Source organism: Streptomyces sp. SAI-135, assembly GCF_029893805.1.
GTDB lineage: Bacteria > Actinomycetota > Actinomycetes > Streptomycetales > Streptomycetaceae > Streptomyces.
Window position 1 is genome coordinate 9,045,274 of record NZ_JARXYP010000002.1, and the last position, 14,934, is coordinate 9,060,207.

16 protein-coding genes are annotated in these 14,934 nt (G+C 70.4%); 14 read left to right on the forward strand and 2 right to left on the reverse strand.

The genetic code is table 11. The features are described from left to right. Positions 1-24: 24 nt before the first annotated feature. From M2163_RS45425 to M2163_RS45490, 14 genes are all read left to right on the forward strand, one after another. Positions 25-213, forward strand: coding sequence for a ferredoxin (locus tag M2163_RS45425; RefSeq protein WP_280846982.1), 189 nt, complete (start codon positions 25-27; stop codon positions 211-213). Positions 214-215: 2 nt separating this feature from the next. Then, the gene (locus tag M2163_RS45430; protein ID WP_280853974.1) at positions 216-1,424 is read left to right on the forward strand and encodes an FAD/NAD(P)-binding oxidoreductase; all 1,209 of its coding nucleotides are present in this window, start codon (positions 216-218) and stop codon (positions 1,422-1,424) included. Between the two features lie 13 nt (positions 1,425-1,437). Further along, the gene (locus tag M2163_RS45435; RefSeq protein ID WP_280846981.1) at positions 1,438-2,244 is read left to right on the forward strand and encodes an acetoacetate decarboxylase family protein; all 807 of its coding nucleotides are present in this window, start codon (positions 1,438-1,440) and stop codon (positions 2,242-2,244) included. 34 nt (positions 2,245-2,278) lie between these two features. After that, the gene (locus M2163_RS45440) at positions 2,279-3,742 is read left to right on the forward strand and encodes an aldehyde dehydrogenase (RefSeq protein WP_280897077.1); all 1,464 of its coding nucleotides are present in this window, start codon (positions 2,279-2,281) and stop codon (positions 3,740-3,742) included. Then, on the forward strand, positions 3,735-4,661 hold the full coding sequence (locus M2163_RS45445) for a 3,4-dihydroxyphenylacetate 2,3-dioxygenase (protein WP_280846979.1): 927 nt from the start codon (positions 3,735-3,737) through the stop codon (positions 4,659-4,661). The genes M2163_RS45440 and M2163_RS45445 overlap by 8 nt, the downstream gene beginning before the upstream one ends. A 10-nt stretch (positions 4,662-4,671) precedes the next feature. Beyond that, the gene (locus tag M2163_RS45450) at positions 4,672-5,517 is read left to right on the forward strand and encodes a fumarylacetoacetate hydrolase family protein (RefSeq protein ID WP_280846978.1); all 846 of its coding nucleotides are present in this window, start codon (positions 4,672-4,674) and stop codon (positions 5,515-5,517) included. A 49-nt stretch (positions 5,518-5,566) separates the two neighbouring features. Beyond that, positions 5,567-6,169: a TetR family transcriptional regulator gene (locus tag M2163_RS45455; protein ID WP_280897078.1), complete on the forward strand. Its 603-nt coding sequence runs from the start codon at positions 5,567-5,569 to the stop codon at positions 6,167-6,169. A gap of 228 nt (positions 6,170-6,397) precedes the next feature. Then, positions 6,398-7,594 carry a cytochrome P450 gene (locus M2163_RS45460; RefSeq protein WP_280897079.1) on the forward strand — a complete coding sequence of 399 codons (1,197 nt, stop codon included), beginning with the start codon at positions 6,398-6,400 and terminating at the stop codon, positions 7,592-7,594. A 33-nt stretch (positions 7,595-7,627) separates the two neighbouring features. Continuing rightward, the gene (locus M2163_RS45465) at positions 7,628-7,840 is read left to right on the forward strand and encodes a ferredoxin (RefSeq protein WP_280897080.1); all 213 of its coding nucleotides are present in this window, start codon (positions 7,628-7,630) and stop codon (positions 7,838-7,840) included. Between the two features lie 43 nt (positions 7,841-7,883). Then, positions 7,884-8,060 carry a hypothetical protein gene (locus tag M2163_RS45470; RefSeq protein WP_280897441.1) on the forward strand — a complete coding sequence of 59 codons (177 nt, stop codon included), beginning with the start codon at positions 7,884-7,886 and terminating at the stop codon, positions 8,058-8,060. Positions 8,061-8,464: 404 nt separating this feature from the next. Beyond that, entirely contained in the window at positions 8,465-9,874 is a 1,410-nt protein-coding gene (locus tag M2163_RS45475) for an APC family permease (RefSeq protein WP_280846972.1), read from the forward strand. A gap of 118 nt (positions 9,875-9,992) precedes the next feature. Then, complete coding sequence (locus M2163_RS45480) at positions 9,993-11,483, forward strand: aldehyde dehydrogenase (protein ID WP_280897081.1); 1,491 nt, start codon at positions 9,993-9,995, stop codon at positions 11,481-11,483. Beyond that, positions 11,480-12,202 carry a gamma-glutamyl-gamma-aminobutyrate hydrolase family protein gene (locus tag M2163_RS45485; RefSeq protein ID WP_280897082.1) on the forward strand — a complete coding sequence of 241 codons (723 nt, stop codon included), beginning with the start codon at positions 11,480-11,482 and terminating at the stop codon, positions 12,200-12,202. The genes M2163_RS45480 and M2163_RS45485 overlap by 4 nt, the downstream gene beginning before the upstream one ends. Before the next feature lie 7 nt (positions 12,203-12,209). Beyond that, entirely contained in the window at positions 12,210-13,115 is a 906-nt protein-coding gene (locus M2163_RS45490) for a hypothetical protein (protein ID WP_280897083.1), read from the forward strand. A gap of 85 nt (positions 13,116-13,200) precedes the next feature. Here M2163_RS45490 and M2163_RS45495 read toward each other — a convergent pair whose 3' ends face one another. Both M2163_RS45495 and purU read right to left on the reverse strand, forming a co-directional pair. After that, the gene (locus M2163_RS45495) at positions 13,201-14,049 is read right to left on the reverse strand and encodes a bifunctional methylenetetrahydrofolate dehydrogenase/methenyltetrahydrofolate cyclohydrolase (protein ID WP_280897428.1); all 849 of its coding nucleotides are present in this window, start codon (positions 14,047-14,049) and stop codon (positions 13,201-13,203) included. Positions 14,050-14,075: 26 nt separating this feature from the next. Continuing rightward, positions 14,076-14,921: a formyltetrahydrofolate deformylase gene (purU, locus tag M2163_RS45500; RefSeq protein ID WP_280846967.1), complete on the reverse strand. Its 846-nt coding sequence runs from the start codon at positions 14,919-14,921 to the stop codon at positions 14,076-14,078. Between the last annotated feature and the right edge of the window lie 13 nt (positions 14,922-14,934).

The following is a 14,934-nucleotide window of genomic DNA, read 5'->3' on the forward strand; positions in this document are numbered from 1 at the left end:
CCCTCACTTTCAGGAGGACCGGCCATGAAGGTCGTCGTCGACATGAACAAGTGCCAGGACCACGGCCAGTGCGTCTTCGCCGCCCCCGATGTCTTCTCCATGGACGACAGCGGCCACCTGGCCTATGTCACCGACCCCGACGACGTGCTGCGCGACGAGGTCGAGGAAGCCGCCGACGTGTGTCCGCTCCAGGCCATCCGTATCGAGGGCTGATGATGAACGCACGCATTGTCGTGGCCGGGGCCTCCATGGCCGGCCTGCGCGCGGCCGAGCAACTGCGGGCCGCCGGCTGGGCCGGAGCCATCACGCTCGTCGGTGACGAGCCGCACATGCCCTACAACCGGCCGCCCCTGTCCAAGGAGGTCCTGGCCGGCAACGCGCCCTTCGAGTCCCTCGCCTTCCGCCCGCGGGCGAGCGTGGCCGACGCGGAGTGGCGGCTGGGGACCAAGGTTGTCGCCGCGCGGCTCGCGGAGAACATCGTCGAGTTCGACGACGGCGAGGCGCTCTCGTACGACGGCCTGGTCGTCGCCACCGGAATGCGGCCCCGGCGCCTGCGCTGCCCCGGCCCGCTCGCCGGCCGGCACACGGTCCGCACCATCGACGACGCGCAGGGCCTGCGGCAGGCCCTCACCCGGCCCGGAACCCGGATGGTCGTCGTCGGAGGCGGCTTCATCGGCTGCGAGGTCGCCGCCACCGCTGTCGCTCTGGGCGCCCGCGAGGTGACCGTCGTCGACCCGCTGCCCCTGCCGATGGTCGCCCCCCTCGGCGAGCTCCTCGCCAGGGCCCTGCTGAAGCGTCACGAAGAGCGCGGCGTCCGCTTCGCCCTCGCCACGGGCGTGACCGGTTTCACCGGCGAGGACCATGTCACCGGCGTCGCTCTCGGCGACGGCACCGTCCTGCCCGCCGACGTGGTGGTCGAGTCGGTCGGCTCGGTCGCCAACACCGAGTGGCTGGACGGCAACGGCCTCGACCTGAGCGACGGCGTGCCCACCGACGAGCACCTGCGTGTCGGCGGACGGCCCGACGTGGTGGCCGTCGGTGACGTCGCCCGCTTCCCCAACGCCCGCTACGACGGCGTAGCCCGCCGTGTGGAGCACTGGTGCATCCCCACGGACACCGCCAAGCACGCCGCGAAGGCCCTCGTCGCTCACCTGACCGGCGCCGGCCACGACCTGTCCCCGTTCGCACCGCTGCCCACCTTCTGGAGCGACCAGCACGACTTCCGCCTGCAGTCCTTCGGGGCACCGGTGCTCGGCAAGGAGGACGTGCGCGTACTCGAAGGCGACCTCGACGGTGACGTCGTCGTCGGCTACCACGCCGGCGGCCGGCTGACCGGTGTCGTCGCCCTCGGCGGTCAGGCCGCGGCGGCCGCCGCCTCCCGCTACCGCGCCGAACTGCTCAAGCAGCCCGCCCTCACCGCCTAAGGACTTTGCTGACATGACCACCGTCCGTGGATTCTTCTTCCCCAAGACGGCGAGCGGAGCCTCGTCGCTGGTCCCCTCGCCGCCCTGGCGGTACTCCGGCGACCTGCTCACCGTCGAGTACCGCACCGACCCGGCACGCGTGCGGGAACTGCTTCCCGAGCCACTGGAGCTCGCCGACGAGGACCCGGGCGCGGTGGCGCTGATCTGGGCCGACTGGCAGTCCTGCTCGGCTTCCGGCGCCGAACTGCTCGATCCCGTGCTCTCCCAGTACAAGGAGGCCTTCGCGGTCGTCCGCTGCAAGTACCGGGGACAGACCTACTCGCGCTGCGTCTACATCTGGGTCGACAAGGACTTCGCCATCGCGCGCGGCCTGCACCAGGGCTACCCGAAGAAGCTCGGCTCGATCCACCAGACCCGCCCGCACCCCTACGGCCCCGCGCCGCGCATCGAGGCGGGGGCCCGTTTCGGCGCCACGCTCGCCGCGGCCGACCGGCGCCTCGCGCACACCGTGGTGACCCTGCGCGAGCCGGCGGAGACGAACGGCTTCGTCAACGCCCACCCGATGGCCCATCACCGCTGGCTGCCCTCCATCGAGAAGGGCAAGGGCCTCGCGCTCGACGAACTGATCGAGTCCGGCGCCGCCTCCTTCGAGGGCGGGCAGCCATGGCGCGGCGACGCCGACCTGGAGCTGTTCGAGGCCCCCACCGAGGAACTGGCACGCCTGGAGATCCACGAGCCGATCGCCGCCTACTACCGGCAGGTCGGTGTCGTCTGGGACGGCGGCCGACTGCTGGAGTCCGGCACGTCCGGCGCCGAGTAACCCCCGCACGCACCACACGACTTGGAGATCGGACATGACCGAGCACACCCTCACGGTGGCCGGTGTCGCCGTGGACACGCGGCACTGGATCGGCGGCGAGCGCGTCGCCTCCACCGAAACGTTCCCCGATGTCTCACCGATCGACGGCAGCGTCCTGGGGGAGATCTCCCGAGGGACCGCGATGGAGGCCACGGCCGCGGTGGCCGCGGCGAAGGCCGCCTTCCCCGCCTGGGCCGCCACCCCGCGCGCCGAACGCGCTCGCATCCTGCACGCCATCGCCGACGGCGTCGAGAAGCGGCTGGAAGAGCTCGCCATCGTCGAGACCACCGACAACGGTGCCCTGCTCCGCTCCCACCGCCGGGGCGTCATGCCCCGCGTCGCCCACAACTTCCGCTTCTTCGCGGACTGGCTGCTGAAGCTGGAGCACGAGGACTTCGAGACGCGCGGGCACACCAACCACGTCAGCTGGGACCCGGCCGGCCCCTGCGTGCTGATCACCCCTTGGAACGCCCCCCTGATGCTGGCCACGTGGAAGGTGGCCCCCGCTCTCGCCGCAGGCAACACGGTCGTCCTCAAGCCCGCCGAGTGGACCCCGCTGACCGCCTCCCTGCTGGCCGACATCGCCGCCGAGGCCGGGCTGCCGGCCGGGGTGCTGAACGTCGTGCAGGGGTACGGCTCGGAGATCGGCGACGCCCTGACCTCGCACCCCGACGTGCGCCGGATCAGCTTCACCGGCTCGGTGCCGACGGCGAAGCGCATCTCGGCTTCGGCTGCCGCCAACCTGACCCCGCTCAGCCTCGAACTCGGCGGCAAGTCACCCTTGTTGGTGTTCGCCGACGCCGACCTGGACCTCGCGGTCGACCTGGCGGTGGAGCAGTACGACAACGCCGGGCAGGTGTGCCTGGCCGCAACGCGCTTCCTGGTCCAGGAGTCGGTCGCCGAGGAGTTCACCCGCCGCTTCGTCGAGAAGGCCGGGCAGCTCACCCAGGGCGACCCGCGTGACGAGGCCACCGACATCGGCCCGAACATCCACCCGCGCCAGCTGGAGAAGATCGACGGGTTCGTGCAGCGGGCGACCGCGGCCGGGGCCCGCGTGGTCATCGGCGGCCACCGGGGAGACGGCCAGTACTACGCGCCGACCCTCCTCACCGACGTCGCCCAGGACTCGGAGATCGTGCAGGAGGAGGTCTTCGGACCGGTCCTGACCCTGCAGACCTTCGCAGACGAGGACGAGGCCGTCCGCCTCGCCAACGACACCCGCTTCGGGCTGGCCGCCACCGTCGCCACCGGTGACCCGGAGCGCGCCGAACGCGTCACCGCCCAGCTGGTCGCCGGCACGGTCTGGACCAACTGCTTCTTCGTCCGCGACCTCCAGGCGCCCTTCGGAGGCTCCCGCCACTCCGGCGTCGGCCGCGAGGGCGGCACCTGGAGCTTCGACTTCTACTGCGACCTGAAGAACACGGTCACCGCGCCGAAGGGATGGCAGAGCCATGAGTGAGATCGTCGGGGCCGGCCTCCTCGCCCATGTGCCCACCATCGTGCTCCCGCAGGAGGAGAGGCTCGAGCTCAACCACGGCAAGGAGATCACCCTCGTCACGGGCCTGAACCAGCTCCGGAAGGACGTCTTCGAACGGGACGACTACGACACCGTCGTGGTTCTCGACTCGCACTGGGCGACCACGGTCGAGTTCGTGGTGACCGCGCAGCAGCGCCGGGCCGGGCTGTTCACCTCGGAGGAGCTGCCGCGCGGGATGTGCCGGATGCCGTACGACTTCCCCGGTGATCCCGAACTGGCCCACAACATCGAGAAGTTCGCGGACAAGCACGGCACCTGGATCACCGCGATCGATGACGACTACCTGCCGATCTACTACGCCACCATCAACCTGTGGAAGTTCCTCGGCGAGGGCCTGCCCGACAAGCGGTGGGTGACCATCGGGGTCTGCCAGACCGGCGACATGGAGGACCACCTGCGGCTCGGCCGCGCCCTGGCGGACGGTATCGCCGCCACGCCGGGGCGGCGCGTGCTGCTGATCGCCTCTGGAGCGCTGTCGCACACGTTCTGGCCGCTCCGGGAACTGCGCGACCACGAGGCCAGCGACCCGGTGCACATCTTCACACCCGAGGCGCGCGCGGCCGACTACGAGCGGATCGCCTGGTTCAAGGAGGGCCGCCACGACAAGGTCCTCGACACGATGGACGCGTTCTGGAAGTACAGGCCTGAGGCGAAGTTCTTCCACTACCTGATGATGGCCGGTGCCCTCGGCGAGCGCGCGTGCGTCGCCAAGGCCCGTCAGTACGGCGATTACGAGAACTCGATCGGCACCGGCCAGGTGCACCTTTGGTTCGACCGCCCCGCCGACGGCTGGACCGGCACCGGCCTGCCCGCCCCACGTACCCCTCACAGCCGCATCTAGGAGTCCTGTCATGCCCGAGTACCGCCGCATCCTCCTGGACGGCGCCGCAGTCCAGGTCACCGTCGACGGTGACGAGCTGGTCGCCGGGGACGGCCGACGCGTCAAGACCGAGGACGCACAGCACCTGCCCCCGATCGTTCCCTCCAAGGTGATCGCGGTCCACCTCAACCACCGCAGCCGTGTCGACGAGTTCCAGATCGACCTCCCTGACACCCCCACGTACTTCCACAAGCCGACCTCCTCCCTCAACTCCCACAAGGGCGCCATCGTCCGCCCCGAGGGCTGCAAGTGGCTCAACTACGAGGGCGAGGTCGCCATCGTCATCGGGAGGACCGCGCGGAACGTCTCCCCGGCCGAAGCGGGTGAGTACATCGCCGGCTACACCATCGCCAACGACTACGGACTGCACGACTTCCGCGACACCGACGCCGGGTCCATGCTCCGCGTCAAAGGCTCCGACACCCTGTGCCCCCTCGGCCCCGGCCTGGTCACCGACTGGGACTTCCACGGCAAGAGCCTGCGCACCTACGTCAACGGCGAGGTCGTGCAGGACGGTTCGACCGACGAGATGAAGTGGGACATGCACTACCTCGTCGCCGACATCGCCCGCACCATCACCCTCTACCCCGGGGACGTACTCCTGTCCGGCACCCCCGCCAACTCCCGCCCCGTCCAGCCCGGAGACGTCGTCGAGGTCGAGGTCGAGGGCCTCGGCCGGCTCACCAACCACATCGTCACCGGCCCCGCCGCCATCCGCACCGACGTCGGCGCCCAGCCGACCGAGTCCGAGGAGGTGCTGTCCACCGCCCTCGGCGGCGACTGGGAGTTCCGCGGCATCCGCCCGCCGAAGCGCTGACGCCCCTGCGACGGTCCGTCGGCCTCCGTGTGCGGGTAGGGTCGCGTCCATGAGCGATTCCTCCGACAAGCCCCCCGCCAGGCCCCGCAAGCGCGTGGACTACGGGACCGGCCGCGAGGCCCTGCTCAACGCGGCCGTGCGCGTGGTGGCCCGGGGCGGGCTGCGCAAGCTCACCTATCGCGCCGTCGCGGAAGAGGCGGGCGTCACGCACGGGCTCGTGGTGCACCACTTCGGTTCGAGGGACGCGCTGATCGAGGCGGCCTTCGAACACGCGGCGCGCACCAGCACGAGTGTCAGTTCCCTGGAACCGGGCACGGGCGACATCGCGGACTTCGCGGCGGGGCTTGCGGAGATGGTCACCCGCGAGCCGGGCATGCAGATCTTCCAGTACGAGCTCATGCTCGAATCACGGCGCAGGCCCGAACTGCTGCCGCAGATCCGCGCTTTGTACGACGAGTACTTCCGGGCCACCGAGAGGGAGCTGTCCCGCAGCCTGCCCGACGGCACCAGCCCTGCCCTGACCCGGCTCGTCTTCGCCGCTCTGGAAGGTCTCGTACTGCATCAACTGATCCTCGACGAGCCGGACGTCACCGAGGCCGCGCTGAAGGAGCTGCGGTCACTGCTGACCAGGAAACCTGGAGAGGCACAGTAGCCGCCCACGTCGTTGTCCTTGCCGTAACAGCAGGTCAGGACGAGTCCCCGTCGCCCGGCGACGGGGACTCGTCCGTTTCGGGCGGCGTAAAGAGTCGATTGCGTGCCCGCGAAGCATTGACGAAATTATCCGAGTGGATAATTCTCGCGGTGAAGGGCCACTGGCCGCTTCCCCCTTGCCGCTCCCGGCTTCCCTCCGCCTCGCGCCCGATACGAGGAGTGCCACGCCATGACCGTCACCACCGCCGGACCCGCGTCCGCCACCGAGGACCTGCTGCCCTTCCGCGACCCCTGCTTCCGAGCGGACCCGTACCCGTACTACGCGCGGCTGCGGCAGGAGCACCCGGTCTACCGGCATCCGGTGGGCCTGTACGTCGTCTCCCGCTACGAGGACGTCGCCCGGCTCATCCGCAACCCCACCCTGAGCGTGCAGCAGCTCGACTTCGGGCCGGCCGCCCCGATCCACCACACCATGCTCGGCAAGGACGCCCCCGACCACACGAGGCTGCGCCGGATCACCAACCGCTGGTTCACGCCCAAGGCCGTCGAGGAGTGGTCCAAGGTGATGCGCGCCTGCGTGGAGGCCGTGCTCGACGAGGTCGAGAAAGGCGACGGCACCCTGGACGCTGCCGACGGCCTCTCCCTGAAGTGCACCTTCGAGACGACCTGCCGCATCTTCGGCATCGAGCCCACCGAGATGGACACCATCCAGCGCAGGACCTACGAGATCGGGCTGAGCCTCGGCCCCGGCGGCAACGACGAGGAGGCCCGCGCCACCACGGAGGCTTTCGCCTGGTTCGCCGAGCACATCCGCCGGCTCGTGGCCGACAAGCGCGCCCACCCCGGCGAGGGACTGATCGACGCCTTCATCGCCGCGCAGGACGAGGGCATGATGACCGAGGACGAGGTCATCTGCACCGTCTTCCTGTTCTTCGCCGTGGGACACCTCGACGTCAAGCACCTGATCAACCATGGCATCTGGCTGATGACGCAGCGGCCCGAGCTGTTCACCGCCTACCGCGACGAGCCGGAGGCGCGGCCGGGCATCATCAACGAGATCCTGCGGATCGACACGCCCGAGTCGATGGTGGTGCGCCTGACCACCCAGGACACGGTCATCGGTGACACCACCGTGCCGGCCGGAGAGGCGCTGGCCCTGCTCATCGCCTCGGCCAACCGCGACCCCGAAGTCTTCGCCGACCCCGACACCTTCGACCACACCCGCCCGGTCGCCGCCGGCCGGCACCTGGCCTTCGGCTCCGGCATGCACGGCTGCGCCGGCCAGGTCCTGGCCCGCGCCGAGGCCGACATCGTCTTCAGCTCGATCGTCAACCGGTTCTCCGGTGTCGAGCTGGCCGGAGAACCCGCTTATGCGCACACCGAGTTCCTGCGCACGATCACCCATCTCCCCGTCCGTTTTCTCTGATCCCCCGCCCCCTTTCGAGAGACAGGAGTCGTCATGAAGGTCGAAGTCGATCTCAACAAGTGCCAGGACCACGGCCAGTGCGTGTACGCGGCCCCCGACATGTTCGCGCTGGACGACGAGGGACGCCTGTCCCTGCGGTCGCGGACGACCGACGTCTACGAGGCCGAAGTGGACGAGGGGAGCGCCGGGGAACTGTACGAGGCCGCCGAGGTCTGTCCGCTCCAGGCCATCACGGTCCACGAGTAGGGACGGGAACGCGGCATGTCGCCGAGGGCCTCCGGGCCACCCGGTGAACGACCGACCCCGGCGACAGCTCTCTGACCGTCGGTCGCCCAAGGAGTACGCGGCCCGCATCCCGGCCGTCGTCCACTCGCTGCGGCACGGCGGCCGCCGGACGGGCGCCAAGCGGACCCCGCTGACTCTGCTGGCCCTGCTGAGCGTCAATCAGGAGACCGGGTTCGTCTGACCCGGCTGCGCCTGGCCGGAACGCGATCGCCAGACGATCCGCTCCCACGACCAGCTGGCCGACCTGGACCGGGGCGACCTGGTCGGTGAGTACACCCGACCGCACATGGCTGCTGTGCCGTCTGCTTCCCCGAGGTCAACTTCCTGGTGCCCCTGGACGGCACCGCCGATTTCAGCAACGCGGCCCGGGATGCCGCCGACCGGCCCGCCGCCTGGGTCACGGTCCTGTAAAGACCTCGTGTCCGCAGAAGGATCTCCCCGGAACCCCTTGCCAAACGGATAGTTCCAGCCCACCATGAGGCAACTCGTTTGGCCTAAAACGAAACTCCGCCCCCCGTCCCCCGGCAGGTGATTCGAGTGGACAGTCAGACCGCATCTCTTACGCAAGCGAGTCATGATGCATCCATGGCAGGCAGGCTCAAGCCCGATTCTCTCGGTGTCCTGGGCGTTCTCTTCTTCGTTCTCTCCGCCCAGGCACCGCTGACGGCCATCGCCGGGGCTGTGCCCTTCGCAGTCGCCATCGGCAGCGGTGCAGGCGCTCCTACCGCCTATGTCGCGGCCGGCGTCATCATCCTGCTGTTCTCCGTCGGATTCGTCGCCATGAGCCGTCATGTCGTGGACGCCGGAGCCTTCTACGCCTATATCGGCAAGGGCCTCGGCCGACCGGCCGGTTCCGGCGGCGCCGGGCTCGCTCTCCTGGCCTACTGTGCCGTCCAGGCCGCCATGTACGGGTTGTACGGCGCCACGGTGAGTGCCCTGGTCGAGCACTACTCGGGCGCCCACGTGGCATGGTGGGTCTGGGTCCTGGTCACCATGGCGATCGTGGAGATTCTCGGCGCCCTGGGGATCGACATGGGGGCGAAGATCCTCGCAGTCTTCGTGCTGGCCGAGTTCAGCATCCTGGTCGCCTTCGCCCTCGTGACCTTCTTCAAGGGCGGCGGTCCCGAGGGGCTCGGCGTCACCGAGAGCTTCTCGCCGTCTGCCGCGCTCCAGGGCGCTCCCGGTGTGGCCCTGATGTTCGCCGTGGCGTCGATGTTCGGCTTCGAGTCCACGGCCATCTACGGCGAGGAGGCCCGCGAGCCCCGCAAGACCGTCCCCCGCGCCGCCTACGCCTCCGTCACACTGATCTCCGCCTTCCTCGCCTTCACCACGTGGATGCTGGTCTCGGCGCACGGCGCATCCCAGGCGACGGGCGATGCCGGTGAGGCGCTGCAGAGCGGCGACGCGACCAGCTTCGTCTTCACCCCGATCGCCGCCCTGTTCGGCGGCTGGACGGGCGACGTGCTGCCGATCCTGCTGGTCACCTCCCTCTTCGCGGGCATCCTGGCCTTCCACAACTCGGCCAACCGCTATCTGTTCTCCCTCGGCCGCGAGGGTCTGCTGCCCCGCGGGCTGACCGTCGTCAACCGGCGTCATTCGCCCTGGGGCGCCGGCGCCGCGCAGACCGCGATCTCCGTGCTGCTGGTGATGCCCTTCGCCGTCCTCGGCAAGGACCCGGTGCTGACCCTCTTCTCCTGGCTCAGCGGCGTCTCCGTCCTCGGCGTCATGCTGCTGTACTTCCTGACCTCGGTCTCGGTCGTCGTGTTCTTCCGCCGCTCGCGCGCCGACACCCGCCCGTGGAACACCCTGATCGCCCCCGTACTGGGTGCGCTCGGCATCGTCGGGGCCATCTGGATCATCGTCGACAACTTCACGACGCTCATCGGCGGTGACCAGACCACGGCCATGTGGCTTGAGGTCACCGTTCCGGTGGTGCTGGTCCTCGGTGTCGTCGGCGCCCGGCTGACACGGCCCCGGGCAGAGACCAACGACTGAACACCCCCATGCCTCACCGATACGGCCGGAGCCTGCGCCCGGTCGTATCGGCCCTCCTGCCGAGCACCACGAGTTGTCTGTCATCAGCCGAGACAAAAGGAAGTGAAGGGGAGAGCGCGTGCTGAACGCCACCCATGAGGAACTGCTGCGCCGCGCCAAGGAACTCGACCTGCCCACGCAGCACCACATCGACGGCAGGAACGAAGCCGGTGACGGTGGATCGTTCGCCGTGGTCTCCCCTCGCGACGGCCAGACCCTGGTCCATGTCGCCGACGCGCGAGAGGCGGAGGTCGATCTCGCCGTCGCGGCGGCACGCCGCGCCTTCGACACAGGGCCGTGGCCGCACCTGCAGCCCGCCGAGCGCGGCCGGGTCCTGCTGAGGATCGCCGAGCTGCTGGAGGAGCGGCGCGAGGAGCTGGCGCTGACCGTGAGCCTGGAGATGGGCAAACCCATCACGGACGCGTACGCCATCGAGCTGCGCGCCGCGATCAACACCTTCCGCTGGTACGGGCAGCTCGCCGACAAGCTCACGAACGAGTCCCCCCACACCGCGCCGGACTCGCTCGCCCTGATCACCCGGGAGCCGACCGGTGTCGTCGGTGCGGTCGTGCCGTGGAACTTCCCGCTCACGCTGGCGAGTTGGAAAGTCGCGCCCGCGCTCGCCGCCGGCTGCACGGTCGTCCTGAAGCCGTCGGAGTCCTCTCCGCTGTCCGCCCTCCTCCTCGGCCGCGTCGCCACCGACGCCGGACTGCCGCCGGGTGTCCTCAACGTCGTGACCGGTGACGGGCCGGTGGCCGGCCGGGCGCTCGGCCTGCACCCCGACGTCGATGTCCTGGCTTTCACCGGATCCACGGCCGTCGGCCGGCACTTCCTGCGCTACGCCGCCGACTCCAACCTCAAGCGCGTCTGGCTCGAACTCGGCGGCAAGTCACCGAACATCGTGCTCCCCGACGCCCCCGACCTGGAGAAGGCCGCGGCCACCGCGGCCTGGGGCATCTTCTTCAACCAGGGCGAGATGTGCACGGCGCCCTCCCGGCTGCTGGTCCACTCCTCCATCGCCGAACAGGTCACGGAGGCCGTCGTGGCGCGGGCGCGCGAGCTACGGGTGGGTGACCCGCTGGATCCGGCCACCGAGATGGGCGCGCTGGTCGGCGACAGCCACCTCGGCAGGGTCCTGGAGCATGTCGCCTCCGGTCTGGACGAGGGGGCCCGGCTGTGCGTGGGCGGGGGCCGCGTCCTGGCCGAGACCGGCGGCAGCTACCTGCGGCCCACCGTCTTCGACCGGGTCGACCCCGGCATGCGGCTGGCGCGCGAGGAGATCTTCGGCCCCGTCCTGTCCGTCCTCGCCTTCGACGACCTCGACGAGGCGGTACGGCTGGCCAACGCCACCGAGTACGGCCTCGCCGCCGGCCTGTGGACCTCCGACCTGTCCACCGCCCACAAGGTCTCCCGCGCGCTGAAGGCCGGGACGGTCTGGGTCAACTGCTACGAGGAGGGCGACCTGACCGTCCCCTTCGGCGGCATGAAGCAGTCGGGCAACGGCCGCGACAAGTCCGCCCACGCCATCGACAAGTACACCGAACTGAAGACCACCTGGATCCAGCTGTGACCCGTACACACCCTCGACCTCTGATCGCGATACCGGCCCGGTTCGCCGCCACCACGTCCGCACTCCGCTACGCCGCCGAGGTCAACGCGCGTGCGCTGGTCGAGGCCGTGTGGCGGGCCGGGGGTGAGCCGGTGAGCATCCACCCCGCCGACCCGGCCGCAGCCGACGTGGCCGAACGCCTCGCCCGCTTCGACGGCGTGCTCCTCCCGGGCGGCGGGGACCTGGCCCCGCACCGCTACGGAGCCGCCGACACCCATGACAGCGTCTACGACGTCGACGACCTCCAGGATGTGTTCGACCTCGAAGTCGCCCGTCGGGCATTGGACCTGGGACTGCCCCTGCTGGCGATCTGCCGTGGGCTGCAGGTGGTGAACGTCGCCCTCGGCGGCAGCCTGGAACAGGACATGGGCGGCGCGGACCGCGAGCACCGGCACATCGTGCACCCGGTCGCGGTCCAGCGCGGCACCCTGCTCGAACAGGCCACCGGCGCCGAGAAGACGGAGGCCTCCTGCTACCACCATCAGCGAGTCGACCGCCTCGGCGCCGGTCTCACCGTCACCGCGCGGGCCGCCGACGGCACGGTGGAGGGACTCGAACTGCCCGGACACCCGGGATGGTTCTCGGCGGTGCAGTGGCACCCCGAGGACACCGCGGACCAGGACGCAGCCCAGCAGGCCCTGTTCGACGCGCTGATCCAGGCCGCCCACCACAGACACTGACAAGGACATGCCTCTCTTCGGCCCCAAGCGACAGGCACCCCGCCTCGCCCCCGAACTCGACGACATTCCGTTGGGCCGGGCGCTGAGAGGCATCGCCGCCGCCCGCGGCCCCGGGCCGCAGGACCTCGCCATCGCCCAGGTGGAGCGGCTCCTGCGGGACACCGGCGACGACTGGGACCGCCGCTGCCACCAGATCGGCGTCCTCGCGCACACCGCGCCCGCACTGGCCAGGACCTGGCGCGAACGCCGGCCCCGCGACCCGGACGCCCTGGTACTGGCCACCTGGGCCGAACTGGCGACCGACCCGCGGGGTGCCCTGGCGATCTGCCGCGCCGCCACCGAGGCCCGCCCGGCAGATCCGACCCCGTGGGTGGCCGCGCTGGCAGCACTGCGGCTGGTGGGACGGCCGAGCTCTGAGCTCTCTCCCGTCTGGCAGGAGATACGCGCGCGAGATCCATGGCACCGGGAGGCGCACCTGCAGATCCTGGGCTACCTCTCCCCGGAGGAGCAGGGCAGCCAGGCCGCGCTGCGGGACTTTCTCGACGATGCCGTCGCGGTCATGCCGTGGGACGCGCCGACGGCATGCCTGCCCCTGACGGCGGCTGTGCGGCAGTACCACCGCGAAAGGAGCAGTGGGGGAATTCAGGCGCTGGGAGTCAGCCGGTACTGGTCGCAGCCGCACACCGCACGTCTGCTGGACCACGGCATGGCCCACTGGCTGCAACCTGGTCATCTGCGTCACGCGGCCGCCGTCGCGGACCTGGGAACGCTCGCCTACGCCCTGGTCCGGGCGGGCCGCAAGGCCGATGCCGATCCGGTCTTCTCCGCGGTCGGCGGGCTGGTGACGCCATGGCCCTGGAGCTACGAGGGCGACCCGGTGGAGTGCTACACGGAGTGCTCCGGTCGGGTGTAGGCGCGCGGGCGGCTCCAGGCGCCCGGCGACGCTTGCGGACTGGGGCAGGACCTTTGCGCGGCGCGCCCCCCGCAGTCCGTCTACGTCAGACGCGCTCCGCCGTCTCGACGATGTTGGTCAGCAGCATGGCGCGGGTCATCGGCCCCACTCCGCCGACCGGCGGTGCGAGTGAGCCCGCGACCTGGTCGACGTCCGGGTGGACGTCGCCGAGGATGCCCTCGACGGTCCGGGTGATGCCCACGGACAGGACGGTGGCGCCCGGCTTGATCCAGTCGGGCTTGACCAGGTGGGCCACGCCGGCCGCGGCCACGACGACGTCGGCGACGCGGGCGTGGGCCGCGGTGTCCTGGGTGGCCTCGTGGCACAGGGTCACCGTGGCGTGCTCGGTGGCGCGGGTCAGCATCAGTCCGAGCGGGCGGCCCACCGTGATCCCGCAGCCGATGACGCAGAACTGCTGCCCGGTGATGGGCACGCGGTTGCGCCGCAGCAGGTCGATGATGCCGCGCGGGGTGCAGGGCAGCGGCCCCGGTATCCCCAGCACGAGTCGGCCCAGGTTGACCGGGTGGAGCCCGTCGGCGTCCTTGGCCGGGTCGATGAGCTCCAGCACGGCGTGGGTGTCGATGTGGGCCGGCAGCGGCAGCTGGACGATGAAACCGGTGCAGTCCGGATCGGCGTTGAGCCTGTGCACGGCGGCCTCGACATCGGCCTGGGTGGCCGTGCCGGGCAGCTCCACCCGGATCGACGCGATGCCGACCTGGGCGCAGTCGCGGTGCTTGCCGCCGACGTAGGAGCGGCTGGCGGGGTCCTCGCCGACCAGGATGGTGCCCAGCCCGGGAGCGATGCCCCGGTCCTTCAACAGCCTCACCCGCTCGGCGAGTTCACGTTTGGTCTCGGCTGCCGCGGCCTTCCCGTCGAGCAGCGTCGCGGTGGTCATGTCGTACGAGCCTCTCGGTGCGGTCATCAGGCGAAGACGACGGTGCGGGAACCGGTGAGGACGACGCGGTCCTCCGCGTGCAGCCGGACCGCCCGGGCCAGCACGATCCGCTCGACGTCCCGGCCGATCGCGACCAACTCGGGTGCGGTGTGGCGGTGCCCGACGCGGACGACGTCCTGCTCGATGATCGGGCCCTCGTCCAGGTCGGCGGTGACGAAGTGGGCGGTGGCGCCGATGAGTTTGACGCCCCGGTCGTGGGCCTGGTGGTAGGGCTTGGCGCCCTTGAAGCCCGGCAGGAACGAGTGGTGGATGTTGATGACTCGCCCCGAGAGCTTGCGGCACAGGTCGTCGGAGAGGACCTGCATGTAGCGGGCGAGCACCACGAAGTCGACCTGGTGGTCGGCCGCCAGCCGCAGGAGCTCGGCCTCAGCCTCGGGCTTGGTGTCGCGGCTGACGGGGAGGTGGACGAAGGGGATGCCGTACCGCTTCGCGACCGGTTCGAGGTCGGGGTGGTTGGAGACGATCAGCGGGATGTCGACGGGCAGTTCGCCCAAATCCCAGCGGTAGAGCAGGTCGACCAGGCAGTGGTCGAACTTCGACACCATCAGCAGCACCCGGCGGCGCTGCTCCTCGGGCCGGACGCTCAGCACCGGGTCGAAGCGGGCCAGCCGCAGGGCGAGTGCGTCCCGCAGCTTCTCGGTGTCGGCCGCGGGTGTCTCCAGGCTCACACGGATGGTGAAGATGCCGGTGCCGGGATCGGAGAACTGGGCGCTCTCCAGGATGTTGCCCTCGGCCTGTGCGACGCCGGCGGCGAGTGCGTGGACGATGCCCGGCTGGTCGGGGCAGCGGAGCGTGAGTATGTAGCGTTGCACGTCAGGATCTCCG